The 15348-nt window shown below is 62.6% G+C and carries 11 protein-coding genes and 1 riboswitch; of the genes, 7 read left to right on the top strand and 4 right to left on the bottom strand.

Features of this window, described 5'->3' with window-relative positions; translation table 11 throughout:
• Positions 1–3: 3 nt before the first annotated feature.
• Together V1475_RS05555 and V1475_RS05550 are read left to right on the top strand one after the other, a co-directional pair.
• On the top strand, positions 4–1176 hold the full coding sequence (locus V1475_RS05555; protein WP_479411954.1) for a lytic murein transglycosylase: 1173 nt from the start codon (positions 4–6) through the stop codon (positions 1174–1176).
• A gap of 125 nt (positions 1177–1301) precedes the next feature.
• A complete protein-coding gene (locus V1475_RS05550; RefSeq protein ID WP_479411953.1) occupies positions 1302–2090 on the top strand; it encodes a siderophore-interacting protein in 789 nt (262 codons plus the stop codon).
• A 342-nt stretch (positions 2091–2432) separates the two neighbouring features.
• Here the strand turns inward: V1475_RS05550 and smc are convergent, their stop codons facing one another.
• The gene (smc, locus tag V1475_RS05545) at positions 2433–5888 is read right to left on the bottom strand and encodes a chromosome segregation protein SMC (protein WP_479411952.1); all 3456 of its coding nucleotides are present in this window, start codon (positions 5886–5888) and stop codon (positions 2433–2435) included.
• A gap of 186 nt (positions 5889–6074) precedes the next feature.
• Positions 6075–6295, top strand: a riboswitch (cobalamin riboswitch).
• 37 nt (positions 6296–6332) lie between these two features.
• Here smc and V1475_RS05540 point away from each other — a divergent pair.
• Together V1475_RS05540 and cobW are read left to right on the top strand one after the other, a co-directional pair.
• Positions 6333–7007 carry an energy-coupling factor ABC transporter permease gene (locus V1475_RS05540; RefSeq protein ID WP_096807260.1) on the top strand — a complete coding sequence of 225 codons (675 nt, stop codon included), beginning with the start codon at positions 6333–6335 and terminating at the stop codon, positions 7005–7007.
• Positions 7008–7053: 46 nt separating this feature from the next.
• Positions 7054–8124 carry a cobalamin biosynthesis protein CobW gene (cobW, locus tag V1475_RS05535; RefSeq protein WP_479411951.1) on the top strand — a complete coding sequence of 357 codons (1071 nt, stop codon included), beginning with the start codon at positions 7054–7056 and terminating at the stop codon, positions 8122–8124.
• Between the two features lie 11 nt (positions 8125–8135).
• On the opposite strand, the gene V1475_RS05530 is transcribed toward cobW, so the two are convergent.
• Complete coding sequence (locus V1475_RS05530; RefSeq protein ID WP_198403431.1) at positions 8136–8288, bottom strand: hypothetical protein; 153 nt, start codon at positions 8286–8288, stop codon at positions 8136–8138.
• A gap of 63 nt (positions 8289–8351) precedes the next feature.
• On the opposite strand from V1475_RS05530, the gene cobN reads away from it, so the two are divergent.
• Complete coding sequence (gene cobN / locus V1475_RS05525) at positions 8352–12029, top strand: cobaltochelatase subunit CobN (RefSeq protein ID WP_479411950.1); 3678 nt, start codon at positions 8352–8354, stop codon at positions 12027–12029.
• Positions 11978–12487, top strand: a complete 510-nt coding sequence (locus V1475_RS05520) for a GNAT family N-acetyltransferase (protein ID WP_479411949.1) — start codon at positions 11978–11980, stop codon at positions 12485–12487. Before cobN ends, V1475_RS05520 begins: the two co-directional genes overlap by 52 nt.
• Before the next feature lie 3 nt (positions 12488–12490).
• Here V1475_RS05520 and V1475_RS05515 read toward each other — a convergent pair whose 3' ends face one another.
• Together V1475_RS05515 and V1475_RS05510 are read right to left on the bottom strand one after the other, a co-directional pair.
• On the bottom strand, positions 12491–12859 hold the full coding sequence (locus V1475_RS05515) for a hypothetical protein (RefSeq protein ID WP_479411948.1): 369 nt from the start codon (positions 12857–12859) through the stop codon (positions 12491–12493).
• A gap of 102 nt (positions 12860–12961) precedes the next feature.
• The gene (locus tag V1475_RS05510; protein ID WP_479411947.1) at positions 12962–13810 is read right to left on the bottom strand and encodes an MOSC domain-containing protein; all 849 of its coding nucleotides are present in this window, start codon (positions 13808–13810) and stop codon (positions 12962–12964) included.
• Positions 13811–14030: 220 nt separating this feature from the next.
• Here V1475_RS05510 and V1475_RS05505 point away from each other — a divergent pair, with 220 nt between their 5' ends.
• The gene (locus V1475_RS05505; RefSeq protein ID WP_479411946.1) at positions 14031–15233 is read left to right on the top strand and encodes a TsoY family (seleno)protein; all 1203 of its coding nucleotides are present in this window, start codon (positions 14031–14033) and stop codon (positions 15231–15233) included.
• The last annotated feature ends 115 nt before the right edge of the window (positions 15234–15348 follow it).

Genomic DNA, 15348 nt, shown 5'->3' with positions numbered 1-15348 from the left:
TCCATGCGTTCTCTCGGCCTCGTGCTCGCCCTCTCCCTTGCCTCTCCCGCCTTTGCGGATGTGCCCTGCGGCGGAAATTTCTCAAGCTTTGTCAACCAGATGAAGCAGTCCGCCCTACAGCAAGGCCATTCCAAATCCGCCGTCGATCAGTTCTTTACCGCCGCGCGTCAAGACCCGGCCGTGATCAAAGCCGACCGCGCGCAAGGCGTGTTCCAGAAGAATTTCATCGACTTCTCCCGCGCGCTGATCAGCCAGAACAGGATGCAGAACGGCGCGGCCAATGCGGCGAAATACAAGAGCGTCTTCGATCGGATCGAACGAGACTATGGTGTCTCGCGCGGGGTGCTTTTGGCCTTCTGGGCGCTGGAGACGGATTTCGGCCAGGTGCAGGGCAATTTCAACACGCTAAACGCGCTGATGACACTGTCGCACGACTGCCGCCGTCCCGAGCTGTTCCAGCCGCAGGTCTTTGCCGCGCTGACCCTGTTCGAACATGGTGATTTCGATCCGGCGACCACGCAAGGCGCCTGGGCCGGGGAAATCGGCATGGTGCAGATGCTGCCGAAAGACATTTTGGAAAACGGTGTCGATGGCGACGGCGACGGCCATGTGCGGCTTAAGACCTCTGCGCCCGATGCGCTGATGTCCGGGGCGAAAATGCTGCGCCATCTCGGCTGGCGGGCGAATGAGCCGTGGCTTCAGGAGATCGTGCTGCCCGCCAATCTCGATTGGTCGAAAACCGGGCTCAATCATAAAATGACCGTCAGCCAATGGGCCAAACTGGGCGTCCAGCCGCGCTCCGGCTCGCTCGGCAATGGCAATTTGCAGGCTTCGGTGTTGCTGCCGATGGGGCGCAACGGCCCGGCCTTCCTCGCCTATCCGAATTTCGAGGTCTATTTCGAGTGGAACAAAAGCTTCGTCTATGTGACCACGGCCGCCTATTTCGCCACCCGCCTCGAAGGCGCGCCGGTCTATAGCGCGGGCAATCCAGATGTGGGGCTTTCGGGCGCGCAGATGCAGCAACTGCAACAAAAGCTGACCCAAATGGGCTACGATGTTGGCGGGATCGACGGTATTCTGGGCGAGAAAACCCGCGAGGCGGTGCAGAGCGTTCAGGAGAAACTCGGCCTGCCCGCCGACGCCTGGCCGACCGCCGCGCTTTTGTCGCGCCTATAAATCAGAGGGTTTGGGGGCAAACATCCGAGATGCACAGGCCCTGTGTTTTTCGCGGGGCTTGCTTTTTCTGAGTAAAATAGTTTGTTTTGCGCAAACATCTGAATAACCAGTGAAAGCGACTCGTCATGACTGCCCCCACCATCCGCCGCATGCGGCACGAGCTGAAATTTCGCGAATTGACCGTGGCCAAGGCCGAACGGCTGACCCCGCATATGATCCGCGTCACGCTCAGCGGTGCGGATCTTGCGGATTTCGCCAGCGGATCGTTCGACGACCACCTCAAGGTTTTCGTCCCCGGTGCGGACGGCATGGCGAAACGCGATTACACACCGCGCCGGTTCGACACCGAGGCGCAGGAACTGGTGATCGACTTTGCCGATCATGGCGAGGGCCCGGCGGCGAGTTGGGCTCGGTCGGCACATCCCGGCAGCGCTGTTCAGATCGGCGGCCCGCGTGGCTCGCGGGTGATCGAAGGTGAGATTGCCCATTGGGTCCTGATCGGCGATGAAACCGCGCTTCCGGCGATGGGACGCAAGCTTGAGGAACTGCCCGCAGGCGTGAAGGTGACGATGCTCGCCGCCGTGCCGGGGGCCGAAGATGAGCAGAAAATCGAGAGTGCGGCGGATGCGACGATCCATTGGCTGCATCGCCCTCTGGATCAGGCCACGGAGGCCAAGCCGTTCCTCGATACCCTGCCACAGGTCGAACTGACCCCCGGCACTTTCGTCTGGATCGCGACCGAAGCGGGGATCGCCAAGCAATTGCGCGAGGCGGTTTTGGCGATGGGTCATCCTTTGCCCTGGCTCAAGGCAGCGGGCTATTGGATCAATGGCGAGGCGGAAGCGTCGATCAAGGATCTGGATGCGCCAGCGGAGGGGCAAGGCGGTATGGGCAAAGGCATGGGCCGCGGTTAACCATGTTTATTGCATATTCCCGAGCGCGCTTTACGGTTTGGTAAGGAATCTGTTAGAGTCTGAAACAGCGAAATGAGACATTCTGTGTCATCATCCAAATGACCCGGCAGAGTTGCAGCTCCGCCGGGTCTCTCTTTTTCGGGTTACAGCCCGATCCAGAGGCGGACGATTGTCACAGCGAGCGTTGCCGCCGCAATGATCACCATCCATTTGCGAAACGAGTGTTCTTCCAGTGTCATCACCTCCTGTCACCGTAATGGATTACGGCATCGTTAGGATTAGAGACGAATTGTTGGAAAAGTCTTAAGAGTCCGCACCATCAAAGACCGCGCAACACCGAAGTTACGCAACAAGCGCCTCGGCCTTTTTCAGGTCCACGGAAACCAGTTGTGAGACGCCCTGTTCCTGCATGGTCACGCCGAACAGGCGGTCCATGCGGGCCATGGTGACGGCGTGGTGGGTGATCACCAGAAACCGCGTGTCGGTGCGCTGGGTCATCTCGTCGAGCATGTCGCAGAACCGGGTCACGTTGGCGTCGTCCAGAGGCGCGTCCACCTCGTCAAGCACACAGATCGGCGCCGGGTTGGCCATGAACACGGCGAAAATCAGGGCGAGTGCTGTGAGCGTCTGTTCACCACCTGAGAGCAGCGAGAGGGTCGACAATTTCTTGCCCGGCGGCTGGCACATGATCTCAAGCCCGGCCTCCAGAGGATCGTCGCTTTCGACCATCATGAGACGTGCTTCGCCACCGCCGAACAGGTGGGTGAACAGCATGGAGAAGTTGCTGTTGACCTGCTCGAAAGCGGTGAGCAGGCGTTCACGGCCTTCCCGGTTCAGGGACGCAATCCCCGAGCGCAGCGTTTTGATCGCCTCTTCGAGATCCTGCTTTTCTTTCAAGAGGGTATCGTGTTCTTCACGCACCTCTTTCGCGTCTTCCTCGGCCCGCAGGTTCACCGCACCGAGACTATCGCGCAGGCGTTTGAGGCGGTTCACATCCACCTCGATCTCACCATGCGGCGGGATTTTCTCCGGGTCGACGGCGAGCTCTTCCAAAAGCTTCGCGGGCGTGGTTTCCAACTCCTCGCGGATGCGCTCGATCGCGGCCTCCACCGTCTCCTTCGCCGCGTCCCGACGGGCCTCTGCGGCGGCGCGGGTTTCACGCGCCTCGGAGGCCAGCCGCTCCGCCTCGCGCTCCGCATGAACCGTCTCGCGCAGGCTTTCCTCCGCGACAAAGAGCGCATCGGAGGCCCGTTTGCGACGGTGCTCCGCCTCCTCGATCTGCGCCAGCAGGGCTTCGCGTTTTTCGGCGATTTCCTCGGGCTGGGCGGCGGCTTCGTACAGCTCTTCCTCGGTCGCTTCCTTACGATCCTGAAGCTCGGCAATCCGTTTGCCCGCCGTATCGAGACGGTGCCGCCAACCGGACAGCTCTTTGGTCACTTCCTGGCTTCGCCGGGTGCGCGCCTCGCCTTCGCGGCGGATCTCGTCATGGGACGACCGCTTGGTCATCATGGTGATCCGCGCGGCCTCGACGGCGAGTTTCACCTGCTCAATGTCGGAGCGCGCGGCGTCGAGATCGGGCAGGTCCTTGACCGCCTTTTCCGCCTCGCGCAGCCGTTGATCGGCGCCGCGCGCCTCTTCCTCGTGACGGGCCACGGCGAGACCGAGGTTTTCGACCTTGCCCTCGGCCAAGGTCTTTTCATTCTCGACCTTCGACAATGTCCGCGCGGCCTCCGACATCGCGCGATCCGCATCGCGGCGGGCCTCGCGGGCCATGCGGTCGGCTTCGGTCAGTCGGGTCAGTTCGGCCTTGAGATGCTCATGCGCCTGAGCGGCACCGCCGGCCTTGGCCTCGGCGGCCACAAGCTCCTGTTTCAGGTCCTCGAGCCGGTTGAGTTGCTGCAAACGCAGCGCGGCGGCGGAGGGCGCATCCTCTGCGCCCGCACGATAGCCGTCCCAACGCCACAGGTCGCCTTCCATGGACACCAGCCGCTGACCGGGTTCGAGATCGGCCTGCAACCGCGCGCCGTCTTCCGCACGCACCAGTCCGATTTGCGACAGGCGACGCCCGAGAACCGGCGGGGCGGTGACATAGTCTTCCAGCGGCTCGACACCGTTGGGCAAGTCCTGATCGTCCGGGTAATCCGGCAGGGTGACCCAACCGGAGGCCTGATAGGCCTCAATCGCAGGCTGTCGCAAATCATCGGAAAGCGCAGCACCGAGCGCTTTTTCATATCCTGATTTGACCTTGACCAGATCGAGCAATTGCTTGCCGCCGATCTGATCGCGGTCGAGCATTTTTGCCAAAGCCGCCACTTCGGCCTTGAGCGCCCCCACCTCGCCCTCCGCTTCCGAACGCGCGGCACGCGCCACGGCCTCGCGCGATTGTGCTTCTGTCCGGGCTTCGTCGGCCTCGATCAGCATCGCCTCGGCCTCTTCGGCGCGGGCGACCGCCTCTTCCTGTCGGACCTCGGCTTCTTCGAGCACTTCGGCGGAGCGGGCGAGCGTGGTCCGCGCCTCGTCGACGGCCCCGCGGGCGCGATCCGCCTCGCCGCGCGCACGGTCCAGCGTTTTGCGATTGTCCTCGACCAAGCGGTTCGCCGATTGGTGCCGCGCCGCAAGACGGGCGACGTCTTCGGTCATCTGGGTGAGCGCGGTTTCGCGATCCGCCAGAATCTGGCTGGCCTCGGAGGCCTCCGCCGCCGCGGCCAACAAGCGCGGTTCATGACCATCGGCGGCCTTGATCAACTCCCGCTGTTCCCATTCGAGCCGCGCGATGGTTTCGCCCGCGTCTTTGTTGAGCTGCTCCTCGCGGGCCATGTCGGCGACCAACTGATCGATCCGGCGCGACAGGGTTTCGATCATCTCACGCGCCCGGCGCTCCTCGTCGGAAAGCTGATCGCGTGACACGGTGAGACGCTGCAACACGGCGGCGGCGATGGCCTCCTCCTCGCGGAGCGGCGGCAGAGCCTCTTCAAGAGTTTCCCGCTGTTTGGCGGCCTCTCGGGCGAGGCGTTCAGCCTCGGAAGCTTGCCGCAACCGGGTGCGCAGGATGTCTTCCGCCTCAGCGCGCGCATGATCCGCATCGCGCCAGCGCCGGTAATGCAAAAGCCCCTCGGCATGGCGCAGCTCGACCCCGATTTCGCGATAGCGCGCGGCCTGACGCGCCTGACGCGCAAGCGAAGCCAGTTGGCTGGCGAGCTGTTCGATCACGTCATCGACCCGGGCGAGGTTGGTTTCCGCCCCCTTGAGTTTCAACTCCGCTTCGTGGCGGCGCTGATACAGGCCGGAAATCCCGGCGGCTTCCTCCAAGATGCGGCGGCGGGCCGTGGGTTTTGCGTTGATCAGTTCGGAGATTTGCCCCTGCCGCACCAGCGCAGGCGAATGCGCACCGGTGGAGGCGTCGGCGAAGAGCATGGAGACGTCGCGAGCGCGCACATCCTTGGAATTCACCTTGTAGGCGGAGCCCGCGTCCCGGGTGATCCGGCGAATGATCTCGACAGAATCGCTGTCGTTAAACCCTGCGGGCGCGAGACGTTCCGAATTGTCGATCATCAGGCAAACTTCGGCAAAGTTGCGCGCCGGACGGGTCGAGGCACCTGCGAAGATCACGTCTTCCATGCCCGCACCGCGCATCGCCTTGGGCCGGTTTTCCCCCATCACCCAGCGCAGCGCCTCGAGAAGATTGGATTTGCCGCAACCGTTCGGCCCGACAACCCCCGTCAGCCCATCCGCGATCACGAGATCGGTGGGGTCCACAAAGCTTTTGAAGCCATTGAGACGCAGACGGGTGAAACGCAAAGCGGCCTGTTCCTGATTCCTTGTGAAAGAAAACTGTTCGGGAGGGGAGCGCTTGAGTCAACGGGGGCAACGCGAGATATGGGGAAAAGGGCGGAGTTATCCACAAAATATTGCATATATGGGGTCGGTGGAGGGGGAAGCGACGGCAGGACGCCGCAAAACGCTTGACCCTGCCATGCTGCACGCACCAAATAGGCGCGTCATGGTTCCCCGGCACAGACGCAAAAGCGTTCGGGGAGAAATGGGAATGTGGTGCGTGTGATCCATACCGGAGCACAAGGCCACAGCCGCCCCCGCGACTGTAAGCGGTGAGTGCCCGTCGGCATACCACTGAGGGAAACCTTGGGAAGGTGACGAGAGCGCTTCGACCCGCGAGCCAGGAGACCTGCCCTGACCACATAACTCAACCCGCCGTCGGGGATGACGGCTATGGAGGATCATTCGATGCATATCGAACCCGGTATTGTCACCGGTGCGAAGATCGCACTGTCTTATGCCACCGCGGCTGGCGCTGGTCTCTACACACTCAAGGAAAGCATCGGCGCGCTGCGCGATCAGGGCGTGGGGTCGTTTCTGGCCCGGACCGTGATTTCGACCGCCGCCGTTTTCGTGTTCTTTCAGGTCCTGCCGCATTATCCGGTGGGGGTTTCCGAAGTCCACCTGATCCTCGGCTCCACCTTGTTCCTGCTGTTCGGAGCGGCCCCCGCGGCACTCGGTCTGGCGCTCGGGCTTCTGGCGCAGGGCGTGTTTTTCGCCCCCTTCGACCTGCCGCAATACGGCATGAACGTCACCACGCTTCTGGTGCCTTTGTTCGGTATCAAGGCGGTGGCGCAGCGCATCATCGCGCCGGACACCGCCTATGCGGATGTGTCCTACAAACAGGCGCTGGCGCTTTCGACCACCTATCAGGCGGGGATCGTGATCTGGGTCGGGTTCTGGGCGTTTTACGGTCAGGGTTTCTCGGCTGAAAGCCTTGCCGCGGTCGGCATGTTCGGCGGTGCCTATATGACCGTCATCATCCTTGAGCCGCTGGTGGATCTCGCAGTTCTGGCGGGTGCGAAAGCGATCAAGGGGCTGGGCAAGACCGGTCTCGTGTCCTCGCGCACGCTGTCGGCGTGAGCCGGAGCCGGGGCTTTGGCCCCGGCGTTTTTCAAAGGATACTGATATGGCAGCGAAAATTCCTGCGACCGTCGTGACGGGCTTTCTCGGTGCGGGCAAAACGACCCTGATCCGGCACATGTTGGCGAATGCCGAAGGCAAACGCATTGCCCTCATCATCAACGAATTCGGCGATCTTGGCATTGATGGCGACATTCTCAAGGGCTGCGGCGATGCAACCTGTCGGGACGAGGATGTGATGGAGCTGTCGAATGGCTGCATCTGTTGCACCGTGGCCGATGAGTTCATTCCGACGATGCAAAAGCTTTTGGCGCGCGAAGACAAGCCGGATCACATCGTGATCGAAACCTCAGGGCTTGCCTTGCCGCAACCTTTGGTGCGGGCCTTCAACTGGCCGGAAATTTCGACACAGGTCACCGTCGATGGCGTTGTGACCGTGGTCGATGGCAAAGCGGTGGACGAGGGGCAATTCGCCCATAACGTCGCCGCCGTGGATGCCCAGCGCAAGCTGGACGAGAACCTCGATCATGAGACACCACTGTCCGAATTGTTCGAGGATCAGATCGCCTGCGCCGACATGATCGTGGTGAACAAGGCGGATCTTCTGGGTGAGGATCAGGCGGAAGCACTGGTGCGCAAGCTCAAGGGAGAGGCCCGGCCGGGCGTGCATGTCCTGCGCTCGAGCATGGGGGCTTTGCCGGTGGATGTGCTTTTGGGACAGGGGATCGGCGCCGAGAGCGATCTTGAGGCCCGCCATGAGGTACATCACCACCATCATGACGACGATCATGATGATCACGACCACCACGACGATCATCCCCATGAGCACGGCCATGACGAGTTCGAGAGCTTCGTGGTGATCCGGCCCGAGATCGAGGACCCGAAAGCCTTTGCCGAGCAGGTCGCCAAGGTGATCCGGGACCATGACATCCTGCGGCTCAAGGGGTTTGTCGCAGTCCGGGACAAGCCGATGCGCCTGACGCTTCAGGCCGTGGGGCCGCGCGTCGACAGCTATTTCGATCAGCCCTTCGGCACCGCGCCACGGCTGTCGCAGCTTGTCGTCATCGGCGAGGCGGGGCTCGACCGCGCCGCGATCGAAGCCGCGTTGAAGGCGTAAAGGGAAGGCCGTCAGTCGGCCTTCTTCTTATCCGCAGCCGCTTTCATCCGCGCCAGCAACTCGGCTTTCGGCGTTTGCTTGCCTTTCGGCTGCTGGCGTTTGTGCTCGCCATGTTTCGGCGCGCCGGAGAGCTTTTTCGGCCCGCCCATTTTCGAATAATCCATCGGAGACCTCTTTGGAGTTTTCCGAGCAATGCCCCGAAACGCGGGGCGTGACAAGGAGAAGCGATGCATCTGCTCGCCGCCACCCCCGGTTCGATCGACGACGGCAGCGAGGCCGTGGACCTTGGACAAAGCCCCGCCGATCTGGTGGTGATCTCGGCGGCGGACACGGAACTGGCGCTTTTGTCGGAGGCCCGTGCCGCGATGACGGAGGCGCCGACGCTGCGGCTTGCCTCGCTCCTGCATCTGCGTCACCCGCTGTCGGTCGATCTGCATCTCGACACATGCGCCACCAAATCCCGGATGGTGATCGCGCGCGTGCTGGGGGGCGCGGGCTATTGGAAATACGGTCTCGAACAATATGCCGCACGGCTGCATGAGGCGGGCGTGGCCTTTGTCGCGCTTCCGGGCGATGACAAACCCGATGCGGAGCTGGCCGCGCTTTCGACCGTTTCGACAGAGGATTATCACCGGCTTTGGTCCTATCTGACCGAGGGCGGAGCGGAGAATGCGGTCGCGTTCCTGTCCTATGCCCGCGCCATGCTCGACGGTGGCGAGAAACCCGCCCCGGCCAAGCCGCTGTTGCGGGCGGGTCTCTATTGGCCGGGCAAGGGTGTTGCCGATCTCGGTCAGCTTGAGAAGCTGTGGACCGAGGGCGCGCCCGTCGTACCGCTGGTGTTCTACCGCGCACTGGTGCAGGGCGCGGGGCTTGGCCCGATCAATGGTCTGATCGAAGCGCTGATGGCACGAGGCCTCAACCCTCTGCCCGTCTTTGTCGCCTCCCTGAAAGACCCAGTCTCCGCCGCCACATTGGAGAGCCTGTTTCGGGAGGCCCCGCCGGAGGTCATCCTCAATTGCACCGCCTTTGCCGTCGGCACGCTGGAAAGCGGCGGCACGGACACGCCCCTGAGCAACCCCGCGACCAACGGCGCGCCGGTGTTTCAGGTCGTGCTGGCCGGATCGTCGCATGAGGCATGGGAGACGGGGACCAGCGGGCTGTCGGCCCGGGACATCGCGATGAACGTCGCGCTGCCCGAGGTGGACGGTCGGGTGATGACCCGCGCGGTGTCGTTCAAGGGCGAGGCCTACCGTGACGACGCCACCGAATGCACCATCGCCACCTATCGCGCGGAGGAGAGCCGGATTGGCTTTGTCGCGGAGCTTGCCGCCAACTGGGCACGCCTGCGACGCGTGCCGCGCGCCGAACGCAAAGTCGCGCTGGTTTTGGCGAACTATCCGAACAAGGACGGGCGGCTCGCCAATGGTGTCGGCCTCGACACCCCCGCCGCGACGGTGAACGTACTGCACCGGTTGGCGGCGGAGGGCTACGCCGTCGACGCCCCGCCCCCCGACAGCGACGATCTGATGCAACAGATTATGCGCGGCCCGACCAACTGGCTGACGGATCGCGCGGCACGGCAGGGCGGCGTGCGGATGGCGCTTGCCGACTATCGCGCGCGCTATGAGACCCTGCCCGAGCCGGTGCGGCAACAGATCGAGGAGAGATGGGGCCAGCCGGAGGACGATCCTTTCGCGACCGAGGAGGGTTTTGCCCTCTCGATCCTGACCTTCGGTAATGTCGTGGTGGGCGTGCAACCCGCGCGCGGCTATAACATCGACCCGACCGAGACCTACCATTCCCCGGACCTCGTGCCGCCGCACAATTACCTCGCCTTCTACCTCTACCTGCGGCACAGTTTCGGGGCGCAGGCGGTGGTCCATATGGGCAAGCATGGCAATATGGAATGGCTGCCGGGCAAGGCTGTGGCGCTCTCGGACGCCTGCCTGCCCGAGGCGGTGTTCGGCCCGATGCCGCATCTTTACCCGTTCATCGTCAACGATCCCGGCGAAGGAACACAGGCCAAACGCCGGGCGCAGGCCGTGATCATCGACCACCTGACGCCACCTCTCACCCGCGCGGAAACCTATGGTCCGTTGCGCGATCTGGAGGCTTTGGTGGACGAATATTTCGAAGCCGCAGGCGTCGATCCGCGCCGCATCTCGACCCTGCGCCGGGAGATTTTGAGCCTGAGTTCCGTGACCGGTCTGGACCGCGACGTCGGCATGACGGGCACGGATGAGGATGGCGATCTGGCCAAGCTCGACGCCTATCTGTGCGAGCTCAAGGAGGCACAGATCCGCGACGGGCTGCACATCTTTGGCACCGCCCCCGAAGGACGTCTGGCGCGCGATCTGGCGCTTGCACTGGTGCGGGTGCCGCGCGGCGACGGTAAGGGGCCGAATGCATCTCTCATTCGGGCGATTGCGCTGGATTTGGGTCTGAATTTCGATCCGCTCGACTGCGATATGGCGCAAGCCTTCGGGGATGAACGACCTGAGTGCCTGATCGAAACCAGCGCCGACATCTGGCGGACGCATGGCGATACGGTCGAGCGGATCGAGCTTTATTCCGCACAGCTTCTGGACGCGGGATTGGACGCCCCCGGCCCCGCATCACAGGCCGTGCTTGAGAACTTGCGGGCGGAAGTTCTGCCCATGGTCGCCGCCTGTGGCCCCGCCGAGATGGAGGCGCTTCTGACCGGGCTTGACGGGCGCTTCGTCCCGCCCGGCCCCTCCGGTGCCCCGACGCGCGGACGGCTCGATGTTCTGCCCACCGGCAAGAATTTCTATTCGGTCGATACCCGCGCCGTCCCGACACAGACCGCGTGGCAATTGGGTTGGAAATCCGCCAATCTTCTGATCGAGCAACATTTGCAGGAGCATGGCGACTGGCCGCGCAGCCTGCTGATCACCGCATGGGGCACGGCGAACATGCGGACCGGCGGCGATGATATTGCGCAGGCTCTGGCGCTGATGGGCGTCAAGCCGACATGGGATACGATGTCGCGTCGCGTGACCGGATTTGACATCTTGCCCGCCTCTGTTTTGGGTCGTCCTCGTGTGGATGTGACCCTTCGGGTATCGGGGTTTTTCCGCGATGCCTTCCCGCAATTGATCGCCCTTGTCGACAGTGCGGCGCGGGCCGTTCAGGCCCTTGATGAGCCCGAGGAGGACAACCCGGCGGCAGCACGGGCGCGGCGTGGAGAGGGCAAATCCCGTGTGTTTGGGTCGAAACCGGGGGCTTACGGCGCCGGGCTTCAGGCGATGATCGACGAGCGGATCTGGACGGACAAGGCCGATCTGGCGGCGGCGTATCTCGAATGGGGCGGCTATGCTTACGGTGCGGCCCAGGAAGGTGTGAAGGATCGCGCAGGGTTCGAAGCGCGGCTTTCAGAGGTCGAGGCCATCGTGCAGAATCAGGACAACCGCGAACACGACCTGTTGGACAGCGACGATTATTACCAGTTCGAAGGTGGGGCGGCGGCGGCGGTGGCGACGCTTCAGGGCCGTGATCGCCCGATCTACCACAACGACCATTCCCGTCCCGAACGGCCTGTGATCCGCACACTCGACGAAGAGATCGGTCGGGTGGTCCGGTCCCGCGTGGTCAATCCGAAATGGATCGCGGGGGTCAAACGCCATGGCTACAAGGGCGCGTTCGAGATTGCCGCGACGGTGGACTATATGTTCGCCTTCGCCGCCACGACCCATGCGGTGAAGGACCATCATTTCGATCTGGTGCACGCCGCCTTTATCGAGGACGATGACACGCGCGACTTCATCGCCGAGCACAATGCGCCCGCGCTCTGCGAGATTGCGGAGCGGTTGATCGAGGCGATGGAGCGCGGGCTGTGGCGACCCCGGTCGAATTCGGCGCGGGGGCTTTTGGAGAGGCTTCGATGACACCCGAACGGATAGCGCCGGAAGACCCGCGCTTGGCGGAGGCGCTTGGTTTGATCAGAGCCGCTTTTGCCGGGATGAAGGGGCGAGTCGATCCGCCGTCTTCGATGCATCGGATGACGCTTGAGAGCCTGACAGACGACGCCCGAACGAAGGAGCTTTGGGGCATTGGTACACCGCTCATTGCCTGCGCGATCCTGACGGAAAAGCCCGGACAGCTTTACATCGGCAAGCTCGCCGTGGCGGAGGCGATGCAGGGCAAAGGATTGGCGCGAGCCTTGATCGGCGTGGCGGAGGAGCGTGCGCGCGCATTGGGGCTGGATCGGTTGGAATTGGAGACGCGGGTGGAGTTGACGGAGAACCATGCAGTGTTCACCCGGCTCGGATTTGTCGAAACCGGGCGCAATGCACATGCGGGCTATGACCGACCGACCTCGATCACCTTTCAGAAGCCGGTGTAAAGCTCATCCCCAAGGGCGCGTGTTGCAGGTGCCGGGCACCCAGTCCTTAACGCCGGGGCCTTCGGAACAATCGAGCTGGCCTTTCGACATCGCCTGATCGCCGATGAACGTGCCCTTCTTGATCTTGCACCCTGTGGCCTGCATGGCTGCGGTTTCCATCTGTGTCAGGATCAGCCTGCGCGAGGGCGGAGGAAAGACCATGTTGACGCGATGCACCTCGACGCAGTTCCGGGTTTCTTCGGTGTAGACGCGATAGCTGTTGCCGCCGATCTCCACCGGATAAAACCCCGCGCGGGAATAGCCGAGCGCGGGACTGTCGGCGACGCAGCCGGACAGGAGGAGAGGGACAAGAAGGGGAAAGATCGGTTTCATGTCGCGAGTGTCGTCGGACATGGTTAACAAAGGGTTAACCCCGGTTCGGGGACCTTGAAAGCCGGACGCTCACGCAACCCGCAGCTTATGCCATGGGGTCAGCTAAAACGACTGCTCACCGCCGCGCTTCGGATCGAGCATGTTGGACGGACCTTGCTCCAGCACCTCGACCTCATCGCCCAGAACGATGTTGCCCTCTTCCTCGACCACCAGATTCTGACCGAAGATGATCTTGCCGGTGACGGCGCGGTGAATGCGCCCGAGAGTCGCGAGCGGTTCGCGCGGATGGGTCTGTTCGCCGGTCTGCGGGTCCTGAGTGACCATGACACAGCGCTCACAGGGCTTGACCACGCGAAAGATCGTGGAGCCGATGCGGATCACCCGCCATGTGTCCTCGGACCAGGGCTCGACATCCCCGGCGATCACGATATTGGGGCGAAACCGCTGCATCTCGACCGGGGCGGCCAGTTCCGCGTTCAACTCGGCCAGAGACGCCTGAGTCGTCAAAAGCAGCGGATAACCATCTGAGAAAGCGGTGAAATACCCCTCCCCCGCATAGGCGCGGGACACCGGGCGGCGGGCCGTGTCGGGGAACCAGACGAGGCGCACCTCGCGTTCGAGCGCGGAGGACAGGAAATGCGAGGCATAATTGCCCGCATCCTCGACGCCTTCGATCACGCTGGAAAAGACTTTGGCCGAGGTCGGGGCACCAGAGGGATAGGGCACATCGAGACGCGCGCCTTCAAAGGAAATCGAGAGGCCATAGGGCGTACAGACCGCGCTCAGATGCGCCATGCGCGGCAATTCCCGGCGCGTCGCCACGGTCCCGTTCGGATAGACAACTGCCCAGCGCCGATCGCCCTCGATGCCGATCGGTTGAACCTTGACGGCTGCGTGATCCGATCCGGTCAGACTTTTGACCGGATAGGTGGTGATGCGCGCCAGTTTCATTGTCCCCCCGAACAACATGTTACGATGCGCCAAACACCTAGCGCTTTGTTGCACCAAGAACCAGTTGGCTCAAAAGACAGGCCAAATTTCCGCAAAATCGGCATTGCATTCGGCGTTTTGTCGCCGACGCCTTGGTGGCGCGGCGTTTTGACATGTGTCATAGATATATCTTTTCCCCAAAATACATTCGGCAAAAGGAATATATCTCAGGAGACCTTCCATGAAACCGACACGTGCAGCGGACCATTACGTCCCGACGTACTTCCTCGCCTCGCTCGGCGCCGGTGGCCTCTCTGTCACCTTCTTCATGTATCTCATGTTCTGGGTGCCCCATCCGGGCCGCCCCGTGCCGGTGTTCGAAGACATCCTCGCCGCCTTTTCCACCGGTGCCCTGCCAATGAAAATCGCCATTCTGGTGGCCTGGCTCGGCATTGCCGTCTTCGTCTTTCTCAACCTCAAACACCTGATCTGGAATCTCGCCCAATACGCGGCGCTCAAGAAGACCGAGCGGTTTCAGGCGCTGCGCAGCTCGAATGCCGAATCGACCCTGCTGGCGATGCCGCTGGCGTTGGCCATGTCGGTGAATGCGCTGTTCGTGGCGGGCATGGTCTATGTGCCGGGGCTCTGGACCGTGGTGGAATATCTTTTCCCCTTCGCAATGATCGCCTTTGGGGTCATCGGCTGGATCGCGCTGTCGATCATCGGGGATTTCCTCGGGCGGGTGCTTGCCAAGGGGGGCGTGTTCGATGTGACCTCGCACAACTCTTTCGCTCAGATGCTTCCGGCCTTCGCACTGTCGATGGTGGGCGTGGGCTTTGCCGCCCCTGCCGCCATGTCCACCGTGCCGTGGATCGTCGCTATCGCCCTTGTGTTGTCGACCTTCTTCGCGGTCGCGGCCCTGATCTATGCGCTGGTCGCGCTGACCACGGCGTTCAACTCGATGCTGCACTACGGCACCCATGAGGAATCCGGGCCGACGCTTTTGATCGTGATTCCGATCGTGACGATCCTGTCGGTCCTCTTCATGCGTCAGGCGCACGGGCTTCATACCTTTGCCGGTCATTCCGACCCGGCCAGCACGATGATGTTCCTTGCGCGCATGCTGTCGCTGCAATTCGTCTTCCTCGGGCTCGGCCTCGTCGTTTTGAAACGTCAGGGCTATTTCAAGGATTTCGTCTTTGGCTCGAAAACCTCGCCCGGCTCTTATGCTTTGGTCTGTCCGGGGGTGGCGCTTTCGGTGCTGATCCAGTTTTTCGTCAACGCCGGTCTGGTGCAGGCCGGGGTGATCGAAAAATTCAGCGTGATCTATTGGGCGATCACCGCCATCGCCTTTGGCTTCCAGTTCGCCATGATCGCGCTGGTGTTCCGCCTGAATGCCCAGCATTTCAGCCGCACGCAGGCGACGGCGGTTCCGGCCGAATAAAGCCTCGCGATCTGACGGGAAGGGCACATCCCCGAGGGGTGCGCCTTTTTCATGTCCGCTATGCCTGATTTGCCCGGCCTTGTGTGCTTGCAGCCCTCGCGCAAGCGCGTAAAAC

The sequence above is a fragment of the Celeribacter sp. SCSIO 80838 genome (assembly GCF_056498065.1).
This window is presented reverse-complemented; position numbering and strand designations above follow the sequence as displayed.

Coding starts and splice junctions, on each gene's coding strand:
- V1475_RS05555 (WP_479411954.1), top strand. CDS start 4: ATGCGTTCTCTCGGCCTCGTGCTCGCCCTCTCCCTTGCCTCTCCCGCC.
- V1475_RS05550 (WP_479411953.1), top strand. CDS start 1,302: ATGACTGCCCCCACCATCCGCCGCATGCGGCACGAGCTGAAATTTCGC.
- V1475_RS05540 (WP_096807260.1), top strand. CDS start 6,333: ATGCATATCGAACCCGGTATTGTCACCGGTGCGAAGATCGCACTGTCT.
- cobW (WP_479411951.1), top strand. CDS start 7,054: ATGGCAGCGAAAATTCCTGCGACCGTCGTGACGGGCTTTCTCGGTGCG.
- V1475_RS05530 (WP_198403431.1), bottom strand. CDS start 8,288: ATGGATTATTCGAAAATGGGCGGGCCGAAAAAGCTCTCCGGCGCGCCG.
- cobN (WP_479411950.1), top strand. CDS start 8,352: ATGCATCTGCTCGCCGCCACCCCCGGTTCGATCGACGACGGCAGCGAG.
- V1475_RS05515 (WP_479411948.1), bottom strand. CDS start 12,859: ATGAAACCGATCTTTCCCCTTCTTGTCCCTCTCCTCCTGTCCGGCTGC.
- V1475_RS05510 (WP_479411947.1), bottom strand. CDS start 13,810: ATGAAACTGGCGCGCATCACCACCTATCCGGTCAAAAGTCTGACCGGA.
- V1475_RS05505 (WP_479411946.1), top strand. CDS start 14,031: ATGAAACCGACACGTGCAGCGGACCATTACGTCCCGACGTACTTCCTC.